The 17,087-nt window shown below is 66.1% G+C and carries 19 protein-coding genes; 12 read left to right on the top strand and 7 right to left on the bottom strand.

Annotated features, from left to right (window positions below; translation table 11 throughout):
• Positions 1–39: 39 nt before the first annotated feature.
• Positions 40–1,050, bottom strand: coding sequence for a 4-hydroxy-3-methylbut-2-enyl diphosphate reductase (locus ACIBW7_RS23145; protein WP_397049459.1), 1,011 nt, complete (start codon positions 1,048–1,050; stop codon positions 40–42).
• A gap of 232 nt (positions 1,051–1,282) precedes the next feature.
• Between ACIBW7_RS23145 and ACIBW7_RS23140 the strand changes: the two genes are divergently transcribed.
• The 5 genes from ACIBW7_RS23140 to ACIBW7_RS23120 are packed head-to-tail and all read left to right on the top strand — an operon-like array spanning position 1,283 to position 4,223.
• Positions 1,283–1,909: a lipid droplet-associated protein gene (locus ACIBW7_RS23140; RefSeq protein ID WP_397049457.1), complete on the top strand. Its 627-nt coding sequence runs from the start codon at positions 1,283–1,285 to the stop codon at positions 1,907–1,909.
• The gene (gene xseA, locus ACIBW7_RS23135) at positions 1,906–3,237 is read left to right on the top strand and encodes an exodeoxyribonuclease VII large subunit (RefSeq protein WP_397049455.1); all 1,332 of its coding nucleotides are present in this window, start codon (positions 1,906–1,908) and stop codon (positions 3,235–3,237) included. The genes ACIBW7_RS23140 and xseA overlap by 4 nt, the downstream gene beginning before the upstream one ends.
• A gap of 2 nt (positions 3,238–3,239) precedes the next feature.
• Positions 3,240–3,482, top strand: coding sequence for an exodeoxyribonuclease VII small subunit (locus tag ACIBW7_RS23130; protein ID WP_397049453.1), 243 nt, complete (start codon positions 3,240–3,242; stop codon positions 3,480–3,482).
• Positions 3,483–3,531: 49 nt separating this feature from the next.
• On the top strand, positions 3,532–3,831 hold the full coding sequence (locus ACIBW7_RS23125; RefSeq protein WP_397049451.1) for a type II toxin-antitoxin system Phd/YefM family antitoxin: 300 nt from the start codon (positions 3,532–3,534) through the stop codon (positions 3,829–3,831).
• A complete protein-coding gene (locus ACIBW7_RS23120) occupies positions 3,831–4,223 on the top strand; it encodes a type II toxin-antitoxin system VapC family toxin (RefSeq protein ID WP_397049449.1) in 393 nt (130 codons plus the stop codon). The genes ACIBW7_RS23125 and ACIBW7_RS23120 overlap by 1 nt, the downstream gene beginning before the upstream one ends.
• Here the strand turns inward: ACIBW7_RS23120 and ACIBW7_RS23115 are convergent, their stop codons facing one another.
• Positions 4,224–4,790 carry a DUF4245 domain-containing protein gene (locus tag ACIBW7_RS23115; RefSeq protein ID WP_397049447.1) on the bottom strand — a complete coding sequence of 189 codons (567 nt, stop codon included), beginning with the start codon at positions 4,788–4,790 and terminating at the stop codon, positions 4,224–4,226.
• Positions 4,791–4,959: 169 nt separating this feature from the next.
• On the opposite strand from ACIBW7_RS23115, the gene glpX reads away from it, so the two are divergent.
• The 3 genes from glpX (at position 4,960) to ACIBW7_RS23100 (ending at position 8,243) form a co-directional block, all read left to right on the top strand.
• The gene (gene glpX / locus ACIBW7_RS23110) at positions 4,960–6,003 is read left to right on the top strand and encodes a class II fructose-bisphosphatase (RefSeq protein ID WP_397049445.1); all 1,044 of its coding nucleotides are present in this window, start codon (positions 4,960–4,962) and stop codon (positions 6,001–6,003) included.
• A gap of 115 nt (positions 6,004–6,118) precedes the next feature.
• Complete coding sequence (locus tag ACIBW7_RS23105) at positions 6,119–6,682, top strand: YbhB/YbcL family Raf kinase inhibitor-like protein (protein ID WP_397049443.1); 564 nt, start codon at positions 6,119–6,121, stop codon at positions 6,680–6,682.
• Positions 6,683–6,836: 154 nt separating this feature from the next.
• Entirely contained in the window at positions 6,837–8,243 is a 1,407-nt protein-coding gene (locus tag ACIBW7_RS23100; RefSeq protein WP_397049441.1) for a class II fumarate hydratase, read from the top strand.
• 44 nt (positions 8,244–8,287) lie between these two features.
• On the opposite strand, the gene ACIBW7_RS23095 is transcribed toward ACIBW7_RS23100, so the two are convergent.
• The 3 genes from ACIBW7_RS23095 to ACIBW7_RS23085 all read right to left on the bottom strand — a co-directional run bounded on the left by ACIBW7_RS23095 (position 8,288) and on the right by ACIBW7_RS23085 (position 11,393).
• Positions 8,288–9,157, bottom strand: coding sequence for an acyl-ACP desaturase (locus ACIBW7_RS23095; RefSeq protein WP_397049439.1), 870 nt, complete (start codon positions 9,155–9,157; stop codon positions 8,288–8,290).
• Positions 9,158–9,305: 148 nt separating this feature from the next.
• Positions 9,306–9,848: an LGFP repeat-containing protein gene (locus ACIBW7_RS23090; RefSeq protein WP_397049437.1), complete on the bottom strand. Its 543-nt coding sequence runs from the start codon at positions 9,846–9,848 to the stop codon at positions 9,306–9,308.
• A gap of 150 nt (positions 9,849–9,998) precedes the next feature.
• Positions 9,999–11,393 carry a PhoH family protein gene (locus tag ACIBW7_RS23085; RefSeq protein WP_397049435.1) on the bottom strand — a complete coding sequence of 465 codons (1,395 nt, stop codon included), beginning with the start codon at positions 11,391–11,393 and terminating at the stop codon, positions 9,999–10,001.
• A gap of 281 nt (positions 11,394–11,674) precedes the next feature.
• On the opposite strand from ACIBW7_RS23085, the gene ACIBW7_RS23080 reads away from it, so the two are divergent.
• Positions 11,675–11,947, top strand: a complete 273-nt coding sequence (locus ACIBW7_RS23080; RefSeq protein ID WP_063036470.1) for a hypothetical protein — start codon at positions 11,675–11,677, stop codon at positions 11,945–11,947.
• Positions 11,948–12,035: 88 nt separating this feature from the next.
• Here ACIBW7_RS23080 and ACIBW7_RS23075 read toward each other — a convergent pair whose 3' ends face one another.
• Both ACIBW7_RS23075 and ACIBW7_RS23070 read right to left on the bottom strand, forming a co-directional pair.
• On the bottom strand, positions 12,036–12,455 hold the full coding sequence (locus tag ACIBW7_RS23075) for a limonene-1,2-epoxide hydrolase family protein (protein WP_397049432.1): 420 nt from the start codon (positions 12,453–12,455) through the stop codon (positions 12,036–12,038).
• A gap of 90 nt (positions 12,456–12,545) precedes the next feature.
• A complete protein-coding gene (locus ACIBW7_RS23070; protein WP_397049430.1) occupies positions 12,546–13,292 on the bottom strand; it encodes a TetR/AcrR family transcriptional regulator in 747 nt (248 codons plus the stop codon).
• A gap of 112 nt (positions 13,293–13,404) precedes the next feature.
• Here ACIBW7_RS23070 and ACIBW7_RS23065 point away from each other — a divergent pair, with 112 nt between their 5' ends.
• The 3 genes from ACIBW7_RS23065 (at position 13,405) to ACIBW7_RS23055 (ending at position 16,832) form a co-directional block, all read left to right on the top strand.
• Positions 13,405–14,598, top strand: a complete 1,194-nt coding sequence (locus ACIBW7_RS23065) for an FAD-dependent monooxygenase (protein ID WP_397049428.1) — start codon at positions 13,405–13,407, stop codon at positions 14,596–14,598.
• A 135-nt stretch (positions 14,599–14,733) separates the two neighbouring features.
• On the top strand, positions 14,734–16,095 hold the full coding sequence (locus ACIBW7_RS23060; protein ID WP_397049426.1) for a hypothetical protein: 1,362 nt from the start codon (positions 14,734–14,736) through the stop codon (positions 16,093–16,095).
• Positions 16,092–16,832 (top strand): ESX secretion-associated protein EspG, encoded by a 741-nt coding sequence (locus tag ACIBW7_RS23055; protein ID WP_397049424.1) that lies wholly within the window; start codon positions 16,092–16,094, stop codon positions 16,830–16,832. Before ACIBW7_RS23060 ends, ACIBW7_RS23055 begins: the two co-directional genes overlap by 4 nt.
• The last annotated feature ends 255 nt before the right edge of the window (positions 16,833–17,087 follow it).

Below are 17,087 nucleotides of genomic sequence, written 5' to 3'. Positions count from 1 at the left end.
CCCAGCGTTGTGGCGCGCCCAGGAAATCCTTGGCGCAGCTCAGTGACGCGACGCCCGCAACTCCCTTGGCAGTGCGAATACCAGCGTCTCATTGGCGGTGGTCACCGGCTGCACCTCACCGAAACCGTGCTCCGCCAACATATCCAGCACACCGCGCACCAGGATGTCGGGGACGGACGCACCCGAGGTGATGCCGACCGTGCGCACACCTGACAGCCACGCCGGGTCGACCTCGCGGGCGTAGTCCACCAGGTACGCGGCCTTCGCGCCCGCGCCGAGCGCGACCTCGACCAGGCGCACGGAATTCGACGAATTTCGCGAGCCGACCACGATCACCAGATCGCATTCCGGCGCCATCGCCTTGACCGCCACCTGACGGTTCTGGGTGGCGTAGCAGATGTCATCGCTCGGCGGATCCTGCAGTCCAGGGAACCGCTGGCGCAACCGCTGCACCGTCTCCATGGTCTCGTCGACGCTGAGTGTGGTCTGGGAGAGCCAGATAACCTTGGCCTCGTCGCGCACGGTGACCCGGTCGACCGCATCCGGACCGTCGACGAGCTGCACATGCTCGGGGGCCTCGCCCGCGGTGCCCTCGACCTCCTCGTGCCCCTCGTGACCGATCAGCAGAATGTCGTAGTCGTCGCGGGCGAAACGCTTGGCCTCCTGATGCACCTTGGTCACCAGCGGACAGGTGGCATCGATCGTGCGCAGATTGCGCGCCGCCGCCGACTCGTGCACCGCGGGGGAGACACCGTGCGCGGAGAACACGACCAGCGCACCCTCGGGCACCTCGTCGGTCTCATCGACGAAGATCACACCCTGCTCACGCAGCGTCTCCACCACATGGCGGTTGTGCACGATCTCCTTGCGCACGTAGATCGGGGCGCCGTGCTTCTCGAGCGCCTTCTCCACCGTCTCGACCGCGCGGTCCACGCCGGCGCAGTAGCCACGCGGTTCGGCTAGCAGCACGCGCTTACCACCATCGGCATCGGCGGATCCGGAACCGGCCGAGCGGGCGATTCCGACGTTCAAGGGGATGGCCGAAGACATGCCCATCAGCTTACGTGCGACCGACGAATGCTGGACGGCCGGTCACGTCGTTCTCGACACACTCGCACCGGGCGAAAAACGCCGCCGGATGATGCAGAACCCCCGGCGCGCGTGGTCAGGCCCGCAGCAGGGAGCCCGGGTAACCACGCAGGGCCCCGCGCGCACCAAAGTAGATTCCGTGTCTGTGACACCAGTGCTTTGCATAACATCCCGTATCGGGCAGGCTAGAAGCATGTTTCGACCACCGTTCCTGGCCCGGGTCGCCGCCGGCGCCGCCGTATACGCCATCGAAGAAACTCGTCGGCTACCAACTGCCGCAATGAATTTCCCGATCACCGCGATCAGCCAGATGTTGCAGACAACCATGCACGTCCAGCAATTCGTGACCAGCCTCGCCCTCAAGGGCGACGGCGTATTCGACCGTCTCACGAACACCCCCGTCGAACAGCCTGACTGGGCCACCTTCGACGAGGACACCGAGCCGGAGTTCACCGCTCCCGCCCGCACCAGCAGCTTCGACCTGTACGCCGACGACGAACCGACCGACTTCGCCGCCGATGCCGCCCGCATCGGTGAGACCAATGGTCACGCCGCCCCGGTACAGACCATCGCCGTGCCGGAGACCGAGGTTTCCGTGGCCCCCGAACCCCAGCCCGAGCCCGAACCAGAGGTCGTCGAGCCCGAGGTGGCCACCCGCTACGACTACGCCAATATGACCCTGGCCCAGCTGCGTGCCCGCCTGCGCATGCTGACCGTCGAGGATCTGAACGCTCTGCTCGAGTACGAACAGCAGACGCGTGCCAGGGCGCCGTTCGTGACCATGCTGACGAACCGAATCGCCACCGTGCGGGCCCAGTGACCGAACCCCCCGCGTCTTCGCCGGCGGTTGGCCGGGAACCCGCCGGCCAACCCGACCGAGCGGCTCCGGCCAACTCCGCCGAACAGCCGTGGCCGGTGCGATCGGTGGCAATCAAGGTCGCGCAGTGGATCGATCGACTCGGCAGCATCTGGGTGGAGGGCCAGATCACCCAGATCAATCTGCGTCCCGGCACCAGCACCGCATTCCTGGTGTTGCGCGATACCGCCGCCGATATGTCGCTGTCGGTGACCTGTCATCCGGATCTCATCCGACGCTCCGCCGTCCCGCTGCAAGAGGGCAGCCGGGTCGTGGTGTACGGCAAACTCGCGTACTTCACCGGTCGCGGCACGATTTCGTTGCGCGCCATGGAGATTCGCCCGGTCGGCATCGGTGAACTGCTGGCCCGCATCGAACGGTTGAAGGCACTGCTCGCCGCGGAGGGACTATTCGATCCCCGGCTGAAGCGGCCGATCCCGTTCCTGCCCAAGACAATCGGCCTGATCACCGGCCGAGCCGGCGCCGCCGAGCGCGATGTGCTGACTGTGGCCCGAAATCGTTGGCCCGCAGTACGTTTCGAAATCCGCAATACCGCGGTGCAGGGCCCGACCGCGGTACCACAGATAGTGCAGGCGCTGGCCGGACTCGATCGCGATCCGGCTGTCGAGGTCATCGTGCTGGCCCGCGGTGGCGGCAGCGTCGAGGATCTGCTGCCCTTCTCCGATGAGACGCTGTGCCGCGCGATCGTCGCCGCGACCACGCCGATCGTCAGCGCGATCGGTCACGAACCCGATAACCCGCTGTGCGATCTGGTCGCCGACCTGCGCGCCGCCACCCCCACCGACGCCGCCAAGCGCATCGTGCCCGACGCGGCCGCCGAACTGGCCGGGGTCCGCGATATGCGCACCCGCGCCGCCGCGGCACTGCGCGGCTGGGTCGACCGCGAAACCAGGGCACTGGCCCAGTTGCGTTCCCGGCCGGTGCTGGCGGACCCGCTGCGCGAACTCGACCGCCGCTACGACGAGATCGAACGCCTGCGCACCGCCGCCCGCCGCACCGCCGACCATCTGATCAGCACCGAAAGCACCGCAACCCGGCACCTGCGCGAAAAACTCACCGCGGTGGGACCGGCCGCGACGCTGGCCCGTGGCTACGCTGTCGTGCAGCGCGTCAGCGGTAAGGAGCGGCATGTGGTCCGCTCGATCGAGGACGCGCCCGCGGGTAGTCAGCTGCGGATCCGGGTCGCCGACGGTGCAATCTCCGCCGCCGCACTGGGCACCCAAGAGTTGGGTACCCGAGCACTGGGCAAGACCGACACAGGGAGGAACTGACCTTGGCCGACCCCGGCAAGGACGACGAGCTGGCCGAGATCTCCACCTTCGGCTACGAACGCGCCCGCGACGAACTGGTCAACGTCGTCAAGATGCTCGAACAGGGCGGTCTCGACCTGGACGAATCCCTCGCGCTGTGGGAGCGCGGCGAGGCGCTGGCCATCCGCTGCGAGGAACATCTGGCGGGCGCGCGTCAGCGGGTCGAAAACGCCCTCTCCCGCACCGACCTCGAAACCGACGAATGACCATCCGCCGCGCCACCGTTGTGTCACAAATTTGTGACACAATGGGCTGATGACCGCTATCCCCATCCGAGAACTGTCGCATCACACAGCGCGATGCCTGGCGCTGGTCAAAGCGGGGGAAACCATCGATATCACCGAGCGCGGCACCATCATCGGCCGGATCGTGCCAGTCGATCCCGAGCGAGACGTCCGGGCGCGGTTGCTCATCGAGCGCCGGATGCGCCCGGCCACCAGGGGTCGTGCGGATCTGCTTGCTGAGGTACGCCGACGACTGAACGATGCACCGATCGATACCGAGGGCAGCGTGAGCGCGGCACTGCAGGCTCTGCGCGACGACGAGCGCTACTGATGATCTATCTGGACACCAGTGCTCTGGTGAAGCTGATTCATCTGGAATCGGAATCCGCCGCGCTGGCGAGCTGGCTCGATGATCGCCCCGAAGAGCCCTGGGTTGCTTCGTCGCTGGTGGAAGTCGAACTGGTCCACGCAGTGCGGGTGGCCGACCCGGCCGACCTCATTCACGTACCAGCCGTCCTCGCTCGCGTGGACAGACTCGAAATGGATGGGATCGTACGAGCCAATGCCGCAGCGGTGTCACCCGCAACAGTCCGGAGCCTCGATGCGCTCCACTTGGCCACCGCACAGGAACTAGCCACCGATCTGATCGCATTCGTCACGTATGACAAGCGCCTCGGCGCGGCGGCAGAGGCCGCTGGTTTGACGTGGGTGGCGCCGCTCTGACTAGCGTGTGAGTGGCTGAGCTGCGCCGATGGCCGCGGCCAAGGTGGTGAACGCAGCGTGATTGCCTGCGCCGGTGATGAGCACTCGGGACTGGCCGAAGTCGCCGATCCACGCCGTCTCGGAACCTTGCTCGGCATAGACGACCCACTTCTGGTCGCCGACCTGCTCGGTGCCGGTGCCGTAGCGGGAGCCGAGCACGAAGCGCGACAGCGACTCCTCGGTCGCGCTGCTCTGACTCATCCGCATATACGTGCCCTGCGGTGTGATGAAACCAACAGTGCTGACCGGCCCGCCGCCGGTGGTGGTGATCGTGTCGCGGCTACCGGAGTTCGGGGTCCAATGTTCGGGCAGGCTGGGATTGCGGATCGGGAAGGGCATGGTCTTGGCGTCGTTGGCGAGTGCCGCCGTCACGTCGAAGTGCGGAATCTGCCCCTCGGTCGGCCCTTTCCCCGCGAAGCTGCACTGGCTGGCGAGCCCGGCGAAGACCACGGCGATCAGCACCAACGGGATCAGTGACCAGAACAGATCCCGGTAGTCGTTGAGAATTCGCGGCTTTTGGTACGACACGCTCCCAGTATCCACGCCGGTTGCGGCACACTCCCGCACAGGTAGCCGGAGATCTGGAGCTGACCTTTTCGAGCGACCTGCGAGCAATCGCTACGGGTAGTACCTGATCGAGAACGGTCACGCTTCTGAGAGAATCAGCGGTAGCAACGACCGTAGGAGGCACACCGTAATGACGGCATCTTCGCCCGCACCCAGCCGCCGCGAGGCGCCGGACCGCAACCTCGCGCTCGAACTGGTCCGGGTCACCGAGGCCGGTGCGATGGCCGCGGGCCGCTGGGTCGGCCGCGGCGATAAGGAAGGTGGCGACGGTGCGGCCGTCGACGCCATGCGGCAGCTGGTCAGCTCCGTTTCCATGCGCGGCATCGTGGTCATCGGTGAGGGCGAGAAGGACGAAGCGCCCATGCTCTACAACGGTGAGCTGGTCGGCGACGGCACCGGTCCCGAGGTCGACTTCGCGGTCGACCCGATCGACGGCACCACGCTGATGTCGAAGGGTTCGCCCGGCGCCATCGCGGTGCTCGCGGTCGCCGAGCGCGGCGCGATGTTCGACCCGTCCGCGGTGTTCTACATGCACAAGATCGCGGTCGGCCCCGACGCGGCGGGCGTGATCGATATCTCCGCCCCGATCGGTGAGAACATCAGCCGGGTGGCCAAGGCCAAGAGCCTGTCGAAGTCCGATCTCACCGTCTGCATCCTGGACCGGCCGCGCCACGCGGACCTGATCCAGGAGGTCCGCGACGCCGGCGCCCGCATCCGCCTGATCTCCGACGGTGACGTCGCGGGCGCCATCGCCTGCGCCCGCCCCGACTCCGGCACCGACATCCTGGTCGGCATCGGCGGCACCCCTGAGGGCATCATCGCCGCCGCCGCGATGCGCTGTATGGGCGGTGAACTCCAGGGCATGCTCGCCCCCAAGGACGAGGCGGAACGCCAGAAGGCCATCGACGCGGGCCACGACCTCAGCCGCATCCTCACCACCGATGACCTGGTCGCAGGCGACAATGTGTTCTTCTGCGCCACCGGCGTCACCGACGGCGACCTACTACGCGGCGTCCGCTACTACCCCGGCGGCGCCTCCACCGAGTCCATCGTCATGCGCTCCAAGTCCGGCACCGTCCGCATGATCGACGCCTACCACCGCCTCACGAAACTCCGCGAATACTCCTCGGTCGATTTCGTCGGCGACGAGGATGCGGTGCCCCCGATGCCCTGATCTTCTCGAACGAGTCGAGCCCGGTCCGCTTCGGATCGGGCTCGATTTTTCGTCATGTGCAGCGCTCGTGCTACGACGGTAAGCTCCGGAATCCCCAGTAGACCAAGGAGATCCGATGGCAATCATCGGTAAGCTGTTGAAGAACCGGCGCGCCGGAGAGCATGGCCTCGCCTGGCATCTGCCGAACCTCGCCACCGACGCGACCTTCGAAGTCACCAGCCCGGATTTCGCCCACGAGTCACCACTGCCAAAGGTGCACGCGTCCAAGCGGATCGGTGGCCGAGACGCATCCCCCACGCTGGCGTGGACCGTGCCCGACGGTACAGCGCAACTGCTGCTGGTCGTCGAAGATCCGGACGCACCAACGGGATTGCCATTCGTGCATTGCGTAGCCCTGCTGGAACCGACGCTCGCCGAACTGCCACAGGACGGACTGCGCGCCGACGATCCCGCGCCCGGCGTCAGCATCCTCCGCTCCGGCTTCGGCCGCGGCTACCAAGGTCCGGCCCCGATCAAAGGGCACGGAACGCACCGCTACGCCTTCCAACTCTTCGCCCTGACCGAGCCGATCACCACCATAGGCGGCACGCCCGCCGCGAAAGCGAAACCGCGCGACGTACTTTCCGCCGCAAAGGCAGTTGCCCGTGGCCGGATCGACGGATTCTACGAACGGCCGTGAACGAAACCGTGGGACGCAGTCGAGCCCGCCTACTGGGACACCGTCATGGACGGATCGGTGCGGGAGTTATTCCCGGGGCGGGTCGAGGGCACTGTGCGAATCGCCTCAGGCGTGGCAGCCCCACGGTCGGCGTATGCGGCATAGGGTCGGGATTATGACGACCGAGGAGACGCAGTTCCGGATCGAGCACGACACGATGGGGGAAGTTCGGGTTCCCGTGGATGCGTTGTGGCGGGCGCAGACGCAGCGGGCCGTGGAGAACTTTCCGATCAGCGGGCGCGGGTTGGAGCGGGCGCAGATCCGGGCGCTCGGCCTGCTCAAGGCCGCGTGCGCCAAGGTGAACAAGGATCTCGGGCTGCTCGATCCGGCCAAGGCGGATGCCATTATCGCCGCCGCGAACGAGATCGCCGACGGTCTGCACGACGAGCAGTTCCCGATCGATGTCTTCCAGACCGGCTCGGGGACCAGCTCGAATATGAATGCCAACGAGGTGATCGCCTCGATCGCGAAGGCCAACGGCGTGACCGTGCACCCCAACGACGACGTGAACATGTCGCAGTCGTCGAACGACACCTTCCCCACCGCGACCCATCTCGCCGCCACCGAGGCCGCGATCAAGGATCTGATCCCGGCGCTGGAACATCTGCGGCTGGCGCTGCTGGACAAGTCGACCGAATGGCGCACCGTCGTGAAGTCCGGGCGCACCCACCTCATGGACGCCGTGCCGGTGACCCTCGGCCAGGAGTTCGGCGGCTATACCCGCCAGGTCGCGGCGGGTATGGAGCGCATCATGGCGGTGCTGCCCCGGCTCGGTGAGCTGCCCATCGGCGGCACCGCGGTCGGCACGGGTCTCAACGCACCCGCGGGTTTCGGCGCGAAAGTCGTGTCCGAACTGGTGCTGTCGACCGATCTCGATGCACTCTCCGAAGCGAAGGATCACTTCGAGGCGCAGGCCGCCCGCGACGGTCTGGTGGAGGCGTCCGGCGCGGTGCGCACCGTCGCGGTGAGCCTCACCAAGATCGCCAACGATATTCGCTGGATGGGTTCGGGTCCGCTGACCGGTCTCGGCGAACTCCAGCTGCCAGATCTGCAGCCCGGCAGTTCGATCATGCCCGGCAAGGTGAATCCGGTACTGCCCGAGGCGGTTACGCAGGTCGCCGCGCAGGTGATCGGCAACGACGCGGCGGTCGCGTTCTCCGGTGCGAACGGCGCATTCGAGTTGAACGTCTACATCCCGGTGATGGCGCGCAATCTGCTCGAGTCGATTCGGCTGCTCGCCAATGTGTCCCGGCTGTTCGCCGATAAGTGCATTCGCGGTCTGATCGCCAACGAGGATCATCTGCGCACCCTCGCGGAATCGTCACCCTCGATTGTGACGCCGCTGAATTCCGCCATCGGCTACGAAGAGGCGGCCGCGGTCGCGAAAGAGGCGCTGAAGGAAAAGAAGACCATCCGTCAGACCGTGATCGATCGCGGTTTGCTCGACGAGAAGCTCACCCTGGAAGAACTCGATCGCCGCTTGGATGTGCTGTCGATGGCCAAGGTCGAGGACGGAAAGTAAAAAACCGGTCGGCGCACAAACCGTGCGCCGACCGGACTCGAGAATCAGGCAGGCAATCCGGCCCGCAGGCCCGCGAGTTCCGCGCGCGCCTTCTCACCGTCCGCACCGAGACCGGTGCGAGTGAAGAACTCCCACCGCTCCAGCAGCGGACCGAAGACCAATTCGTTCTCCTTGGCTCGGTCGTAGATGCCCGCCTCGGCGAGCACATCATCGCTACTGCGCCCATCGGGCAACGCCACCGACGGCACCTCGAACCGCGCGACGCTGTCGGCGATGGCGCGCATCGTCTGATCCGGTGCGACATCGAACGCCGCGCTGATCAGGTCGGCGAAGAAGATCGACTGCAGTTCGTCGTCGATCGCGATGCGCTCGGCGATGGCGGTGACCATCTTGTTCTCCCCGAGCGCGGCGGTGTTGCGATGCCGGATGGCGGCGGCCGCTTCCTCGAACGCGCAGGTGGCGAGCACGTCGAGCAGGTGCAGCGCGGGACGCCGGAAGCCCTTGGTCATATGGTCCATCCGCAACCGCTCCAACTGCACCGGGTCGACCGACCGGGTGACCATGAGGTAGTTGCGGATCATGATCTCGTGCCGGTTCTCCTCGGCCGTCCACCGGCCGACCCAGCGCCACCACGATCCGGTGCGCAGGTACTTACCGACCTCACGGTGGTACGAGGGCAGATTGTCCGCGACGAGCACGCTGACCGTCAGCGCCAGCTTGGCGGTCTCGCTCAACTCGGATTGCTCCGGCGCCCAATCAATTCCGCCGAGGAAGCCGAAATTACGGCCGTCGTCCCACGGCACGTAGTCGTGCGGCTGCCAGCCGTCGGCGGCGGCGATGTGACGGCGCAGATTCAGCTCCACCGCATCGGCGAGGGACGCGAGCAGTTCGCGATCGGTCAAGAGAGTTTGCACTAGCACAACCTAGCGGCTGGGCCCCGCGATGCGGGGATCTACGAATAGGAATCGGTACCGGCGTCCGAGCGTACAAGCACCAGCTCTTTCGAGCGAACCGCGAGCACTCACCAATAATGGCATGTGAGCGCCCGGACGCCGGTGCGGATCAGGACTTCGGCGTGACGGTCGTGTTGCCGTCCACCCAGGTGATGGTGCCGCCGACGAAATCGCTCTCCTTGCCGCCGGGGATGTCCTTCTCATCGCTGGTCGGGTAGCCGATCTTGCCGCTAGGGCCGCCGTTGTCCTCCCACGCCTTGCGGACTTCGCCCCAGACGATGTGCGCGCCGCTGTCCTTGCTCCAGACGATCGCTCCGCCGGTGAAGTCCTGCCACTTGCCGTCGTCGGGGGCATCCTCCTGCGACTTCAGCGGAGCGCCGAGCGGACCCGTCGGGCCGCCGGACTGCACGTACTTGTCGAAGATGATGCCGGAGACGGTGATATCGCCGCCCTGGGTGGCGATCTTGGTCTCCTCCGCCGCGCCGGACATATGCTCTTCGCCGTGGGCGGCCGCAGAGGTGGTCGTCATGGACACGGCGGAGTTCTTGTCCTTGTCGTCGTCATTGCCGCAGCCGGTGGCCAGCAGCAGTGCCGCGGTCGCGGTGACCGCGGTGAATCCAGCCGTTCGTCGAGCGAAGTGGTGCATTTCCATCCCTCTCGTCGCGCGTAGCCTGGGCCGATGTTCGGCAACGGCCCGGCGAATCGATATGAGACTCGCCGGGCCGCCGCTGAACAGGTATCACACGGATACTACCCGCTTGATTGTGACAGGAAACACACCCTGGGTAGTTGCTGCTACCCGCTATGCATTCGGGCCGTACTCCTCCAACATCTCGGTCACCAGCGCCGCGATCGGCGACCGTTCGCTACGGGTCAAGGTGATGTGCGCGAAAAGCGGGTGCCCCTTGAGCTTTTCGATCACCGCGGCGACACCGTCGTGCCGACCGACACGTAGGTTGTCGCGCTGGGCCACATCGTGGGTCAGCACTACGCGCGATCCGGTGCCCAGTCGGCTGAGCACCGTCAGCAGCACGTTGCGCTCCAGCGACTGCGCCTCGTCCACGATCACGAACGAATCGTGCAGTGAGCGACCGCGAATGTGGGTGAGCGGCAAGACTTCCAACATGTCGCGGCTGAGCACCTCCTCCATCACCTCGCGACTGGCCAACCCGTCGAGCGTGTCGAAGACCGCCTGCGCCCACGGGCCCATCTTCTCGCTCTCCGATCCCGGCAGATAGCCGAGATCCTGCCCACCGACCGCGTACAGCGGACGAAACACCACCACCTTGCGCTGTGTGCGACGCTCGAGCACCGCCTCCAAACCGGCCGTCAGGGCCAGGGCCGACTTGCCGGTACCGGCCCGGCCGCCGAGCGAGACGATGCCGACGCTCTCGTCCAACAGCAGATCCAGTGCGATGCGCTGTTCGGCCGAGCGGCCGTGCAGTCCGAACGCCTCGCGTTCACGCACCAGCTGCACCCGCTTATCCGGCGTGACCCGGCCCAGCGCGCTGGAGCTTGCCCCGAGCAACCGGATTCCGGTGTGGCACGGCAGTTCCCGCGCCTCGTCCAGATCGATCACGGCCTCGGTGTAGAGCTGATCGATCTGTGTCTTGGAGACATCGATCTCCACCATTCCGGCCCAGCCGGAGGTCACCACGTCCTGGGCGTGGTATTCGTCGGCGTGCAAACCCACCGCACTCGCCTTGACGCGCAAGGGAATGTCCTTGGACACCAGCACCACCTGACGGCCCTCGGCCGCCAGATTGAGCGCACAGGCCAGGATGCGGGAATCATTGGTGTCGGTGCGGAATCCGACCGGGAGTACCGCGGGGTCGGTGTGGTTGAGTTCCACCTGCAGCGTTCCGCCCTCGGTGCCGATCGGCACCTGCTGATCCAGCCTGCCGTGTTGCAGACGCAGATCATCGAGGTTGCGCAGGGCTTCCCGCGCGAACCAGCCCAGTTCGTGATGGTGGCGCTTACCTTCGAGTTCGCTGATCACGACCAGCGGTAATACGACATCGTTTTCGCCGAACCTGGTGAAAGCCCAGGGATCCGACAATAGAACCGACGTGTCGATGACGAAGGATTTCGCACCGGAATTCTGGGAATGCGAGGGGCGGGCCCCCTTCGCGGCGGCTTCGCCTTTCGCGGAGCTGGAGTGCGCCGAGGGAGCGGGAACGGAGCGTGCAGCAGTCACGGTGGGCTCCTTTGTGTTCGCGCGGCACCCGCACGAACGATCTCGCTGGACCGGTCCGTCCTGATGGGATCCGACTTGCGTCAGATGCCCAGAGGGCCGGGTGCCGGCCCTCTCGTACTGAGTAGCTCAGTCACGGTTCAGGACCTCCCGTACGAGCCACACCGACGCGGCCCGCACCAACGACGCTACCGCCGACTACCCGGTCTCCGCTCGGGCACAGGTAGGCGTGTCCGTGAATTTGTCGTTAACCCCGCATTGGTGCAGGGGATAGAGTCGCAGGTATGGCCGGTAACGAGGAGTTGGAGAAGCTGTCGTCGAAGGAACTGCACGACCGTGCGGTCCGGCTCGCGGCGCGACGCGGCGACATCAAATATCTATGGCGGCTACTGAAGTCGATTCCGGCCGCCGAGGCCGCCGCGGGCAATCTCGGCGAGAGCGAGGCCGATATCAAGTACGTGCTGCCGATGATCGACGACTACATCCACGCGGGCGACGGCAAGATAGCCGAAGTCCTGCGCCCCTACTACCTCGAATACCTCGCCAAGCACACCTGACAGCCCGCGGCGAAGGCACCGACGGTAGTCGAATGGCGGCTGTCGCGGCGGCCCGGAGCCACCGTTCGACTACCGTCGACGGCCCCCTTCAGCGCTGGGGCAGTGCGGCGCGGAAGAGTCCGACGGCGGTGCCGCGCAGGAAGTTCTCCCAGCTGAAGTGGTCGTCCCACAGGATGATTCGGCCGTCGCGCAGTTCGAAGGTGCCGCAGACCCAGAACGCGATCCGCAGCGGGCCGACGCGCAGGATATCGGTGCGGTCGGTCAGCACGAAGGCGCCGTCGGCGGCGATGTGATGCATTTCGGCGGCGAAGCCGATGGAGTCGCGGTTCATCCCGCGCAGTATCTTGCGCGTGAGACCGCCGCCGACCGTCGGCAGTGAGGTGTTCTTCCAGACGACATCGGGATGCAGGAGGTCCAGTGCCTCCTCCACCGCGCCGATCTCGAGTGCGGCGAAGAACTCCCGCACCGTGGTGATCGCGTCCTGCTCCAGTTCCAGTTCGTCGGTCATGCACTGAGCCTAAGCGGTGGTCTCGCATTCGCTCGTCCAAGCGCAAGAGACCAATGGCCGGACGTTGTCCGGCTGCGCCCGATTGTGCCGCTAGGGTCGGCGGCGGTCGGCGATGAGGACACCCAGGCCATCGAGAATTCGGTCGATACCGAAGCTCAGCGCATCGCCTGGGCCCTCGTTCGCGGGTGGTGCACCGGTCGCGGCGGCCTCCTCGGCGAAGGCGGCGGAAACCAGGGGAAACCGGTCGCCCGCGACGGCCATCATCTCGGCGAACTGGCCCGCGATCTGCTGCGCCGTTTCCTGCCGGTCCCCGGTCGTCACCTGCTGCACGAGGCTGCGGATGTGCCCGTTGAGCAGCACGATGGTGTCCAGCCGCTCCGGTCCGGTCAACCCGGTGCCGTCGAGCGCGGTCAGTGCGGCGTTCATCCAGCCCATTTCATTGGGACCGAACGTACGCACGCCGATCGTCAGGCTTATCGACCAGGGGTGTGCGGTGTAGCGCTCGAAGATCGTCTCGGCCCATCGGCGCAGTCCGGCTCGCCACGGTTCTTCATTCGAATTCTGGTGCGCCGCGACAACATCCGGCGGGTCACCCATCGCGGCATCCACCATCAACGCAGTGAGCTGTTCCTTGCCCGGCACATATCGGTACAGCGACATCTTGGTGAAGCCGAGGCGTTCGGCCAGGCGCTGCATGGACAGATTCGCCAGTCCTTCGGCATCGGCGAGGGCGATGGCCTCCGCGACGATCCCCTCCAGTGACAACGCGGGCTTGGGTCCGCGCTTGGGCCGCTGCTGGGTGCCCCAGAGCAGTTCGACGGTGGTCGGTGCAGGCATTTCCACATCCTTACGCATTGCGTGTTGACAAGTAACTGCGTCCACCATACTCTAATTCGTGTCCAGCGGATACAGATTCCATCGGACACAGATAGGGACCTCAGGAGACATCATGCGCAACAAGACCGTTCTCATCTCCGGCGCGAGCATCGCCGGCCCCGCACTCGCCTACTGGCTCACCCGCTACGGATTCACCGTCACGGTGGTCGAGCGCGCGCCGCAGTTGCGACCGGGCGGCCAGGCCGTCGACTTCACCGGCGAAACACACCACAAGGTGCTCGAGCGAATGGGCATCCTGGACGAGATCTACGCGCACCGCACCGGCACCACCGATATCGCGATCGTGGACGGCAAGGGCGAGCAGCAGGCGCTCATCTCCGGCGATTTCACCGGCGGCGACGTGGAGATCCTGCGCGGGGATCTGGCGCGGATCATGTACGAAAAGACCTACCAGGACTGCGAATACGTATTCGGCGACTCGATCAGCGCGCTGACCGAGACCGACGACGGTGTCTGGGTCGAATTCGAGAAGGGCGCGCCGCGCGGCTTCGATCTGGTCTTCGGCGCCGACGGCATCCATTCGCGGGTACGGCGTCTGGCGTTCGGACCGGAAAAGGAATTCGTCAAGCACCTCGGCCACTACTACTGCGTCGCCGGCGCGAGCCCGTGGGCGACCAAGTCCGAGGGCACCCCCGAGCGGATGACGGCATACGGCTACAACGAGCCGGGCAAATGCATCATCAGCGGCGGCTCGAAGGCACAGCAGCTCTACATCTTCGCCTCGCCCGAACTCGACTACGCCCGTGACGACATCGAGGCGCAGCGACACATCATCGAGGAGACCTTCGCCGACGTCGGCTGGGAGGCGCCGCGCATTCTCGCCGAACTGGCGGAGTTCGACGACTTCTTCCTGGACTCGATCAGCATGGTGCGCAAGATGAAGAGTTACAGCCGGGGCCGGGTCGCGTTGGTCGGCGATTCGGGCTACGGAAACACCCTGGGCGGCTTCGGAACCGGACTCGCGGTGCAGGGCGCCTACATCATGGCCGGTGAACTCGCGCTCGCCGAGGGCGACTACCGGATGGCCTTCGCGCGCTACGACGAGCTCATGCACTCGCTCGGCAAACTTGCGGACTACAGCAATGCGGGCCGCTTCTTCGCCCCGAAGACCGCGCTCGGCATCAAGTTCCGCAACTGGTTCCTGCACTCGTGGATGTTCGACAAGATGGTGAAAATGACCGAGAACGTCAAGACCATCGAACTGCCGGACTACCCGGCGCTGGTCGCGGCCGCGAATGCGAACTGACACCGGTACCAGCGGCACCCTTCAGCGGACCGAATGGTCTGGCGCGGCGAGATCGGCTGTGTTTCGATGGAACCGAGGTGGGGTCGAGTGCGTCTATAGAGTCAGACGGCACTGACGGAAGGGGCTGGCTCGGCCATGACAGCACAAATGGACGGCCGCGCGATCACCAATCCAGAGAACGCGCAGAACTTTTCGCACGCGGAGATCAAACAGGCGGCCGACCAGATGAATCCGGACGGACTGGACGGCGCGTTCGATGCCTGGGCCGCCATCGCGGCAGCGGTGACCAAGGCCGGACAGCAGTTCGAAACCGCGATTCAGCAAGCAGTGGATCAACATTGGGAGGGCGCGGCGGCCGACCGGGCGGTGCGCGGCATTCGGGAGTATGCCGCCCGCGTCGGTGAGCTGGGTGAGTCGCTGGATCAGCAGTCGACACCGCTGTCGGCGGCGGTGAGTGCGGCGGGGCGGTTCAAGGTGGCGGTGCCGCCGGTGGTGGATAGTTCGGATAGTGCGCGAGGGCCCGAGCTGCGGAATTCGCAGGAGGAACAGGCTCGGGATGATATGAGCACGTTTTATATCCAGCCCTATGGGAGTACGGCGCCGTTGATTCCGACGTTGCCGCCGCCGGCTGATCCGATTTCTGGGGTGTCGGGGGTTCCGGGGACGGGGGTTTCGCCCGGTGCGAGTGGGGAGTCCGGTATGGCGGGGGATACAGGTAAAGCGGAGGGCACCAGCGGGGTTGGGGATACGAGCCCGGCGGAGGGCGCCGGCAAGGGTGGGGAGTCCGGCAAGACCGGGAATACAGGCACGACCGAGGGTTCCGGCGGGGCTGGGGATACAGGCAAGGCGGAGGACACCAGCGGGGCTGGGAATTCAGGCAAGGCAGAAGCGACCAGCGGCGCCGGGGATGCAGGTAAGACAGAGGACACCGGTAAGGCCGGGGATCCGAGCAATAGCGCGGACACCGTCGAGCCGGATACGTCAGGTCGATCTGAAACTGTTGCCTCGCAATCTATTTCGTCGGCTCAGAACAATGGCTCGTCGACCATCCCCGCCTCCTTTACACATACATCCACAACTTCGGCCATCCCCTCGGCCGGTACGCAGATTTCACCGACCAGCGTCACGTCCGGCGGGATCGGGCCGGGGACCTCGACCCCGACGGGTGCCTCGCCCGGTTCCGGCAGTGCACCCGGTCCGGGTAGCGCACCCAGCCTCGGTGGTGTGCCCAACACCGGCGAGAATCCGAGTCCTGGCAAGTCGGTGCCGGGCACCACACCGGGAGCGACGACTGCTCAACCGACCACCAGTACGCCGAGCCGGGTGGGCGCGACGGGTGCCGCCGGATACTCGGGGATGTTCCCGCCCGGCGCGCGTGGGCGACGGGGTGCCGACGGTGAGCACAAGTCGGCGAAGTACCTGCGGACCGAGGAGCACGGCGAGGAGCTCATCGGCGAAGTGGAGAAGACCGTGCCGCCCGTACTCGGGGCGCAATGATGACGCAGTGGACCCTGTCCGCCGAGCAATTCGCGGCGGCCTGGTTCGGCACCGGCCTGGATCGCATGCCCTTTCCGTTCCGCTTCACCAGCCGCTTTCCCGGACTCCATGAATATCGCGCCTACCAGCGGCAATTCCGCGCGGAGCTGGACCGTGAGGACAATGCGTCGCTACAGCGCGCCATCGGGGTGCTCGCCAAACCCGAGTGGCGCATCGAACTGTTCGGCATCGATAACACCCGCGGCGCGATCGAACTGCGCGCCATCGGCTGCGCCACCCGCACCGGACCGGGCGTCATCGCGCTGCAGGCTGCGGCTCCGGATGGTGGCAAGGTACGCCTGCGCCGCGTCCGCGTCGACCAGCTCGCCACCGAACTGATCCGCCTGCTCCCCGATCCGCCACCCGGTACCGCGGCCGAAAAGAGCTACCTCCTCGACGATCTCAACGACGACCGCCCCGATCCGTTCGGCAACTCCCCCTCCCGCGCCATCCAGGACCGCTACCGCCGCTTCTGGCGCCAACCCTGCGACACCAGCGGCACCGTAACCGTCCTGGTCGGCCCCCGCAATGCCGAACCCCTGCGCACCGGAAAACTCCGCTGGATCGACACCAAGGCCGGCCGCTACTGCGAAGTCCCCGCCAACCGCGCCCGCATGATCCGCCCCGCCACCAGCGCCGACATCACCCGCTACCTGGACGACTCCATCGTCCGAGCCAAAGCCCGCGTCGACCACTAGGACCCGCGGGGCGGAGCCGGGCAGAGCCTCGGGCGAGGCGAAGAATTCAAGATGGCGAAGAATTCAAGATCAGGTGACACTGGTGGCGGGGGCTTCTTCAGGCGATGCCGCCATGGATTCCACTTGATTTTGGCTTCTCGGCGGTGGACAGGTTAGCGATCTTCTCCATCGCGTCGATGGCGACCGGGACGTAGGCGCGCTGTTGACCAGGTGGCGGCGGGCCCACACCAGTCGATACGAATCATGCCGCGGCCG

It is taken from the genome of Nocardia sp. NPDC049526, assembly GCF_044465765.1.
In the GTDB taxonomy this organism is placed as follows: Bacteria; Actinomycetota; Actinomycetes; order Mycobacteriales; family Mycobacteriaceae; genus Nocardia.
This window is presented reverse-complemented; position numbering and strand designations above follow the sequence as displayed.

Coding starts and splice junctions, on each gene's coding strand:
- ACIBW7_RS23145 (WP_397049459.1), bottom strand. CDS start 1,050: ATGTCTTCGGCCATCCCCTTGAACGTCGGAATCGCCCGCTCGGCCGGT.
- ACIBW7_RS23140 (WP_397049457.1), top strand. CDS start 1,283: ATGTTTCGACCACCGTTCCTGGCCCGGGTCGCCGCCGGCGCCGCCGTA.
- ACIBW7_RS23125 (WP_397049451.1), top strand. CDS start 3,532: ATGACCGCTATCCCCATCCGAGAACTGTCGCATCACACAGCGCGATGC.
- ACIBW7_RS23120 (WP_397049449.1), top strand. CDS start 3,831: ATGATCTATCTGGACACCAGTGCTCTGGTGAAGCTGATTCATCTGGAA.
- glpX (WP_397049445.1), top strand. CDS start 4,960: ATGACGGCATCTTCGCCCGCACCCAGCCGCCGCGAGGCGCCGGACCGC.
- ACIBW7_RS23105 (WP_397049443.1), top strand. CDS start 6,119: ATGGCAATCATCGGTAAGCTGTTGAAGAACCGGCGCGCCGGAGAGCAT.
- ACIBW7_RS23100 (WP_397049441.1), top strand. CDS start 6,837: ATGACGACCGAGGAGACGCAGTTCCGGATCGAGCACGACACGATGGGG.
- ACIBW7_RS23090 (WP_397049437.1), bottom strand. CDS start 9,848: ATGGAAATGCACCACTTCGCTCGACGAACGGCTGGATTCACCGCGGTC.
- ACIBW7_RS23080 (WP_063036470.1), top strand. CDS start 11,675: ATGGCCGGTAACGAGGAGTTGGAGAAGCTGTCGTCGAAGGAACTGCAC.
- ACIBW7_RS23075 (WP_397049432.1), bottom strand. CDS start 12,455: ATGACCGACGAACTGGAACTGGAGCAGGACGCGATCACCACGGTGCGG.
- ACIBW7_RS23070 (WP_397049430.1), bottom strand. CDS start 13,292: ATGCCTGCACCGACCACCGTCGAACTGCTCTGGGGCACCCAGCAGCGG.
- ACIBW7_RS23065 (WP_397049428.1), top strand. CDS start 13,405: ATGCGCAACAAGACCGTTCTCATCTCCGGCGCGAGCATCGCCGGCCCC.
- ACIBW7_RS23060 (WP_397049426.1), top strand. CDS start 14,734: ATGACAGCACAAATGGACGGCCGCGCGATCACCAATCCAGAGAACGCG.
- ACIBW7_RS23055 (WP_397049424.1), top strand. CDS start 16,092: ATGATGACGCAGTGGACCCTGTCCGCCGAGCAATTCGCGGCGGCCTGG.